This is a genomic window from Streptomyces anandii JCM 4720, assembly GCF_014650655.1.
Lineage (GTDB): Bacteria > Actinomycetota > Actinomycetes > Streptomycetales > Streptomycetaceae > Streptomyces > Streptomyces anandii.
The window spans coordinates 37,808-44,837 of the sequence record NZ_BMVJ01000020.1 but is presented as its reverse complement, the minus strand read 5'-3'; the positions used below and the strand labels follow the sequence as shown (position 1 = coordinate 44,837).

The 7,030-nt window shown below is 75.8% G+C and carries 5 protein-coding genes and 1 pseudogene; 4 read left to right on the top strand and 2 right to left on the bottom strand.

Features of this window, described 5'->3' with window-relative positions:
• Both IE249_RS28370 and IE249_RS28365 read right to left on the bottom strand, forming a co-directional pair.
• Nucleotides 1-966: DUF5937 family protein (locus IE249_RS28370; protein ID WP_229859426.1), on the bottom strand; the 966-nt coding region annotated here is incomplete at its 3' end.
• 55 nt (nt 967-1,021) lie between these two features.
• Complete coding sequence (locus IE249_RS28365; protein WP_229859424.1) at nt 1,022-2,224, bottom strand: threonine aldolase family protein; 1,203 nt, start codon at nt 2,222-2,224, stop codon at nt 1,022-1,024.
• Between the two features lie 173 nt (nt 2,225-2,397).
• Between IE249_RS28365 and IE249_RS28360 the strand changes: the two genes are divergently transcribed.
• The 4 genes and pseudogenes from IE249_RS28360 to IE249_RS38725 form a co-directional block, all read left to right on the top strand.
• Nucleotides 2,398-3,588: a Rossmann-like and DUF2520 domain-containing protein gene (locus IE249_RS28360; protein ID WP_189709247.1), complete on the top strand. Its 1,191-nt coding sequence runs from the start codon at nt 2,398-2,400 to the stop codon at nt 3,586-3,588.
• Between the two features lie 223 nt (nt 3,589-3,811).
• Nucleotides 3,812-4,813, top strand: coding sequence for a pantoate--beta-alanine ligase (panC, locus tag IE249_RS28355; protein WP_189709245.1), 1,002 nt, complete (start codon nt 3,812-3,814; stop codon nt 4,811-4,813).
• Complete coding sequence (locus IE249_RS28350) at nt 4,810-6,555, top strand: L-aspartate oxidase (protein WP_189709243.1); 1,746 nt, start codon at nt 4,810-4,812, stop codon at nt 6,553-6,555. The genes panC and IE249_RS28350 overlap by 4 nt, the downstream gene beginning before the upstream one ends.
• Nucleotides 6,556-6,560: 5 nt before the next feature.
• A pseudogene (locus IE249_RS38725) lies at nt 6,561-7,030 on the top strand (carboxylating nicotinate-nucleotide diphosphorylase); the annotation flags it as partial.

Sequence of the window (7,030 nt, the reverse complement as noted above, 5' to 3'; positions counted from 1 at the left end):
GGGCGCGGTCATGCCGTGCGCCTGGGTCAGCTCGCCGGTGGTGAACGCGGTGCGGGCCAGGCTGCGGCACAGCCGCATCCGGACCGGGTGGGACAGGGCGGCCATCCGCAGGGTCAGTTGCTCCAGCGAGGGCGGGGCGGCGAGCTCCGGCGAGCCGGCCGGATAGTGCAGCACCGGCTGCCAGCCGTGGCGGTGCAGCACCATCAGGTGGGGCCAGCCCAGGCTGGTGGGCACGAGCAGCAGACCGCCGCCGGCGGTAGCCGTGCGGCCCTCGCCGAGCTTGTCGACCGTGATCCGCTCGGCGGACTCGTCCAGCGTCACCGCCGGGGAGACCGCGGCCAGCGCCTCGGCCAGGCCCCTGCGCCGCAGCAGCTCCGTCTTGCGCCGGGCGTCCGCCGCGAGCTGGTGGCGCAGCCGGGACCACGTCTCGGCGAAGAACGCCTCGTCGCAGTCCTGGAGGAACTGCCGCAGCCAGGTGCGGATCCGCGGCGGATCGGCCAGCAGCCGCTCGCTGAAGCGCACTTGCTGCGGCCCGCGCGCGGCCGCCAGCTCCAGGGCGCGGCGGCGCAGCTCGGCGTCGGCCAGCGGGCCGGGGCCGGGCACGCCGTAGGGCAGGGCGCAGGTGAACTCCAGAGCCGCGTCGACGAACTGCTCGTCGGACAGCTTGTCGAGCAGGTCCAGCTCCCCGGCGAGGTCCGCGCCCGGCAGGGCGCTCCCGCCGGGGATGCCCGCGTACGGCAGGAAGAGGTCGGAGAAGGTCGTACGCCACAGGAAGTCGGCCTCGCACATGCGGTCCGCGAGATGCGGGTCGAGCCGGGCGGTCACGCCCGTCACCCAGGCCTGCAGGCCCGGGTGGTGCCCCGGCTCCGACAGCGCGTGCAGCGCCATGCCGAGCTCGGCCAGGGGCGAGGGCACCACGGAAACCCTCTCCGGCCGCAGCCCCGCGATGTCGATGCGTACGCTCATGCCCCCATGGTGCACGCCCCCACCGACAACGCGGCCCGACCCGTCCCGGCCCGGGTCATGCGCGGGCCGTCTCCTCCCGGTCGGCCTCTTCCGCCTCCACCGCCAGTCGGGCGGTGAACTCGGCGACCGCCTCCCGCACGTCGTCCGCCGTCCACTCGAGACCGGCGGCCCGTACGGAGACCTCGGTGAGGGCGATCCCCGGACCCCGGGCCTGCCAGCCGTCCGAGAAGAGCATCGTCCCGGTCTCCTCGGCGGTGCGGATCGCGGCCCGGGCGAGGACGTCCGCGTCGTACGGCAGCCAGAGCTGGAACTCGTGGGTGTGCGGCTCGGCCGGGTGGACCCGCGCCCACGCCAGCCCCGCTTCGGCGAACCCCTCGCGCAGCGCGGCGGCGACCACGCGCGCGTGCCGCACGTACGAGGGCAGCCGGGGCAGTTCGCGCTCCAGGCCGGCCAGCGCCGACAGCGCGGTCGGGAACTGCTGGAACACCGTGCCGCCGTACCGGTGCCGCCAGGCCCTGGCCTCCTCCACCAGCTCCCTCGGGCCGGCGAGCGCCGCTCCGCCGTAGCCGTCGAGGGACTTGTAGAACGACACGTAGACGCTGTCGGCCAGGTCCGCGATCTCGGCGAGGCTGCGGCCGAAGTGGACGGTGGACTCCCACAGGCGCGCGCCGTCGAAGTGCACCACCGCCTCGCGCTCGCGCGCCGCCTCCACCACCTCGGTGAGCTCCTCCCAGGACGGCAGGAGGAACCCGGCGTCGCGCAGCGGCAGTTCCAGCATCAGGGTGCCGAAGGGCTCGTCGAGACCGCGCACCTCCGCCGCCGTCGCCGGCCGGGGCCCGTCGGCCACCCGCACCGGCCGCAGGCCGCTCACCTGGCTGAACGCATGCCTCTCGTGCACCTCGGGGTGGGCCAGGGCGTGCAGGGCGACGGCCGGGTCGCCGGTGCGGCCCGCCCAGCAGCGCAGGGCGACCTGCTGGGCCATCGTCCCGGTCGGGAAGAAGGCGGCGGCCTCCTTGCCGAGCAGCCCGGCCGTCCTCTCCTCCAGGGCCCCGACCACGCCGTCGCCGTACATGTCGGACGTCTCGTCCAGGTCGTACAGCTCCGGTGCCCGCTCGAGCAGCGTCAGCCGCTCGCGGAGGGTGCCGAGGAAACCGGGGCGCGCGAGCGCGCGTTCCGCGCTCCGGTGTGCGTTCATGCGCCGCTGTCTGAGCTGCTTGCGCCGCTCGTCCTCCGATGCCGGCTCTTCCGTGTCGCTCATGCCCCGGATCATCGCGTGTGCCGGCGCCGGCGGGCACCCGGATTTCGGTACGGCCGGGCCGTGGCGTAACCCACAGCCTGTGGACGGCCGGACGCCGCCGCGAGCGATAGCGTTAACATGACGAGAAATCGTCCGGTACCCGGAGCGGACTGGAACGGGAAGGCCACTGCCGCGTGAGTACAAGCCAACAGCCAGACCCCAGGGACCGTCCCGCACGGCTCACCGTCGGCGCCGTCGGCGCGGGCCGGGTGGGCTCCGCGCTCGCCGCGTCCCTCAGGCTCGCCGGGCACCGGCCGGTGGCCGTCTCCGGGGTCTCCGACGCCTCCCGCAGACGCGCCGAGCTGATGCTCCCCGACGTGCCGCTGGTGCCGCCCGCCGAGGTCCTCCAGCGGGCCGACCTGGTGCTCCTGACCGTCCCCGACGACACCCTGCCCGGACTCGTCGCGGGTCTCGCCGAGACGGGGGCCGTCCGCCCCGGCCAGCTGCTCGTGCACACCTCCGGACGGTACGGCGCGAAGGTGCTCGATCCCGCCCTGCGCGCGGGCGCGCTGCCGCTGGCCCTGCACCCGGCGATGACCTTCACGGGCACGCCCGTGGACGTGCAGCGGCTGGCCGGGTGCTCCTTCGGCGTCACCGCGCCCGAGGAGCTGCGGCTGGCCGCCGAGGCCCTGGTCATCGAGATGGGCGGCGAACCGGAGTGGATCGCCGAGGAGATGCGCCCGCTGTACCACGCGGCGCTCGCGCTGGGCGCCAACCACCTGGTGACCCTGGTCGCCCAGTCCATGGAGCTGCTGCGCGGGGCCGGCGTCGAGGCTCCCGACCGGATGCTCGGCCCGCTGCTCGGCGCCGCCCTGGACAACGCCCTGCGCTCCGGCGACGCGGCCCTGACCGGCCCGGTCGCGCGCGGGGACGCGGGCACGGTCGCCGCCCACGTCGGCGAGCTGCGCCGGCACGCCCCGCAGACCGTGGCCGGCTATCTGGCGATGGCCCGCGCCACCGCCGACCGAGCCCTGGCCCACGGCCTGCTCAAGCCCGAACTGGCCGAGGACCTCCTGGGCGTCCTCGCCGACGCGACCGGGCCGACCGGCGCGACCGGCCCGACTGGCGCGACCGGCCCGACCGGCGCTTCCGGTCCGGGTGGCGCCTCCAGCGCCACTGGTCCGACCGACGCCGGCGCGGCGGGCGGCAGCGACGGCACCGACGGCCCGGAGCACGGCCACCACGGCCACGACGACCTGGACCACGGCCACGACGGCCCGGACCACAACGCCCTGGACCACGGCCACCACGGCCCGGACCACGGCCACGGCGGCCGCGGGGACGACGACCTCGGTGACGACGGCGGCGACGGAGGAAACCGATGACCCGCGCGGGGCACTCGGACAGCCACCCGGCGCTCACACGCGCCGGCCACCCGGACCCTGCGCGCGCCGGGCACCCCACCGGCATGCGTGCCGGGCACCCCACCCGCGTGCGTGCCGGACAGCCCACCCACATGTGCGCCGGGCACCCGGCGCACAGGACCGTGCCGGACCACGCACAGCAGGGCCGCCGGACGACCCCGGCGGCCGGGAACGGAGACGCCCGATGACCACAGCCCTGCTGCGCACCGCCGACGAGCTGCACGCACGCGCGCGTACCGGCCGCCGTGCCGTGGTGATGACCATGGGCGCCCTGCACGAGGGCCACGCCACCCTGATCCGCGCCGCGCGCGGGATCGCGGGCGGCGACGGCGAGGTCGTCGTCACGGTCTTCGTCAACCCGCTCCAGTTCGGCGCCGGCGAGGACCTCGACCGCTACCCGCGCACGCTGGAGGCCGACCTCAAGGTCGCCGAACAGGCGGGCGCCGACGTCGTGTTCGCGCCGTCCGTCGAGGAGGTCTACCCCGGCGGCGAGCCCCAGGTGCGGATCAGCGCCGGGCCCATGGGCGAGCGCCTGGAGGGCGCCTCGCGCCCCGGGCACTTCGACGGGATGCTCACCGTCGTCGCCAAGCTGCTGCATCTCACCCGCCCCGACGTCGCCCTGTACGGCCAGAAGGACGCCCAGCAGCTCGCCCTGATCCGGCGCATGGTGCGCGACCTGAACTTCGGCGTGGAGATCGTCGCGGTGCCCACCGTGCGCGAGGCCGACGGCCTGGCCCTGTCCAGCCGCAACCGCTACCTGTCCGCGTCCGAGCGGCACACCGCCCTCGCCCTGTCCCAGGCCCTGTTCGCCGGCCGCGACCGGCACGCGGCGCAGGAGGCGCTGCGCGCCCGGGCCCGCGAGGTGCCCTCCACGCGCGCGCGTGCCGAGGCGCTCAGCGCGCTGGGCGAGTCCCGCGCGGCCGCCGACGCCGCCGCCGTGGCGAAGGCGTCCCCCGGCGCGGCCGCCGCCGTCCGCGCGGCCGCCCGGCTGGTCCTGGACGAGGCCGCCCGCTTCACCCCGCCCCTCGAACTCGACTACCTCGCGCTCGTCGACCCGTCCGACTTCACCGACATCGACGACGACTTCACCGGCGAGGCCGTCCTCGCCGTCGCCGCCCGGGTCGGCTCGACCCGGCTGATCGACAACCTCCCCCTCACCTTCGGAAACCTCGGAGCCGCCTCGTGACCAGCACAGGCACCAGTACAGGCATACGACTGCACGCGCCCGCGCCCGGGTGGTCCATCTCCGCGGACGTCGTGGTCGTCGGCTCCGGCGTGGCCGGCCTGACCGCGGCCCTGCGCTGCGAGGCGGCCGGCCTGACGACGGTCGTCGTGACCAAGGCGCGCCTGGACGACGGCTCCACCCGCTGGGCCCAGGGCGGCATCGCCGCCGCCCTCGGCGAGGGAGACACCCCCGAGCAGCACCTGGACGACACCCTGGTCGCGGGCGCGGGCCTGTGCGACCAGGAGGCCGTACGCCTCCTGGTCACCGAGGGCCCCGGTGCCGTACGGCGGCTGATCTCCACCGGCGCGCACTTCGACACCGACGACGAGGGCGGCATCCAGCTCACCCGCGAGGGCGGCCACCACCGCCGCCGTATCGCCCACGCCGGCGGCGACGCGACCGGCGCCGAGATCTCCCGCGCGCTCGTCGACGCGGTACGCGCGCGTGGACTGCGCACCATCGAGAACGCGCTCGTGCTGGACCTGCTCACCGACGCCGCCGGCCGCACCGCGGGCGTGACCCTGCACGTGATGGGCGAGGGCCAGCACGACGGCGTGGGCGCCGTGCACGCGCCCGCCGTGGTCCTCGCCACCGGCGGCATGGGCCAGGTGTTCTCCGCGACCACCAACCCCTCGGTGTCCACGGGCGACGGCGTGGCGCTGGCCCTGCGCGCGGGCGCGGAGGTCTCCGACCTGGAGTTCGTGCAGTTCCACCCGACCGTGCTCTTCCTCGGCGCGGACGCCGAGGGCCAGCAGCCGCTGGTCTCCGAGGCCGTGCGCGGCGAGGGCGCCCACCTGGTCGACGCCGGCGGCGTGCGCTTCATGGTCGGGCAGCACGAACTGGCCGAGCTCGCGCCCCGGGACATCGTCGCCAAGGGCATCACGCGCCGCATGCAGGAGCAGGACGCCGAGCACATGTTCCTGGACGCCCGGCACTTCGGCGCCGACATGTGGGAGCACCGCTTCCCGACGATCCTGGCCGCCTGCCGCGCCCACGGCATCGACCCGGTCACCGAGCCCGTCCCGATCGCCCCGGCCGCCCACTACGCCTCCGGGGGCGTCCGCACCGACTCCCTGGGCCGCACCACCGTGCCCGGCCTGTACGCGTGCGGCGAGGTCGCCTGCACCGGGGTGCACGGCGCCAACCGCCTCGCGTCCAACTCCCTCCTGGAGGGCCTGGTCTACGCCGAGCGCATCGCCGCCGACATCGCGCGCGAGCGGGCGGACGACGGCCTGCACGCGCGCGTGCCCGAGCCCGTGCCCCACTCCGAGAAGCCGGCCCACCCCCTGCTCGCCCCCGAGACGCGGTTCGCCGTCCAGCGGATCATGACCGAGGGCGCGGGCGTGCTGCGCTCCGCCGCTTCCCTCGCCCAGGCCGCGGACCGCCTCGAGCGGCTCCACGCGGAGGCCCGCGGCGCCCTCGAAGAGAACGGCAAGACCGCCGAACCCGGCGTCGACACCTGGGAGGCCACCAACCTCCTGTGCGTGGCCCGCGTCCTGGTCGCCGCCGCCCGGCTGCGCGAGGAGACCCGCGGCTGCCACTGGCGCGAGGACCGTCCCGAGCGCGACGACGACGGCTGGCGCCGCCACATCGTCGTACGGCTGAACCCGGACCGGACGCCCGCCGTGCACACCACGGACACGGCAGACTTCCCCCCGACCCGCCCCGAGGCCCCCGCGCCCCACCGCCCCCAGGAGCAGTGACACAAGTGAGCACCGAAGACCTTCCCCTCGCCTCGAACGGCGGCTGCTGCGGCGGCGGAGGCTGCGCCTGCGGCGCGGACGCCGACGAGGAGTACATCGAGTGCGGGCTCGACCCCGCCCTCGCCCAGCTCCTGGCCGACGCCCACCTCGACCCCGTGGAGGTCGAGGACATCGCCAACGTCGCCATCCAGGAGGACCTCGACCACGGCGTGGACGTGACGACCGTCGCCACCATCCCCGAGACCGCCGTCGCCACCGGCGACTTCACCGCCCGCGAGGCGGGCGTGGTGGCCGGTCTGCGGGTCGCCGAGGCGGTGCTCTCGGTGGTCTGCACCGACGAGTTCGAGGTGGAGCGCCACGTCGACGACGGCGACCGCGTGCACGCCGGGCAGAAGCTGCTGTCGGTCACCACGCGCACGCGTGACCTGCTCACCGCCGAGCGCAGCGCGCTGAACCTGCTGTGCCGTCTGTCCGG